We start from the raw sequence: 672 nt of genomic DNA, 5'->3' as shown, positions 1-672 counted from the left end.
ATACAAAAAGACCGCTTTCGAGCGGTCTTTTTTTGTTTTTGCTATCACGCTTGTTGTTGGTATTTCTGCTTGCCCGAGTCGAACAGCGCAATCGCCATCCCGGCTAACAAGCCAGCTAAGTGAGCCGTATTGGCAATGGCCATAAACGGTTGCACAAAACCAAGTACCAACCACGCCAACATAAAACCAATGATGGATTTCGGCAGCGTTAAACCTAAATGAGGTAAACGGTAACCCAAAACCCACAAATAGCCGAGTAGCGCGTACACAACACCAGATAACCCGCCGAAGTTTGCACCTTCAACATAGAACTGACCAGCACCAGAGAGTGCCGCAGACACCACAAAGATTTGCAGTAACTTACCAGAACCAAGGCGACGTTCAATATCGCCACCAAGTTGCCACCACCACAACAAGTTAAAGATGATGTGTGTTACCGAGAAATGCAGCAATGCATGACTCACCCAACGCCATAATTGCCATTGCTGGCCTTCAAACGCGGGAAAGTGCAACAGAGCAAATACCCCATTTCCAAAGCCTAACATCTGCAAACCATAAATCACGGCGCATACGGTCATGATCAATAAGGTCACTGGACCGGCTTTGGCTTTGATCATTCCCATGATGCTTGGGCTAGCGTAATGAAATTGGCTCTTACGAGTATCGGCAACG

Annotated in this window: 1 protein-coding gene; it reads right to left on the bottom strand. The window is 47.5% G+C overall.

What is annotated here, in order from left to right; genetic code table 11:
• Positions 1-44 precede the first annotated feature (44 nt).
• On the bottom strand, positions 45-672 hold a 628-nt coding region (glpG, locus tag R7P74_RS26825), incomplete at its 5' end, for a rhomboid family intramembrane serine protease GlpG (protein ID WP_318123702.1).

It is taken from the genome of Vibrio sp. 2033 (genome assembly GCF_033339735.1).
Note: the sequence above shows the minus strand (reverse complement) of the source record. Positions and strands in the feature narration are given on the sequence as shown.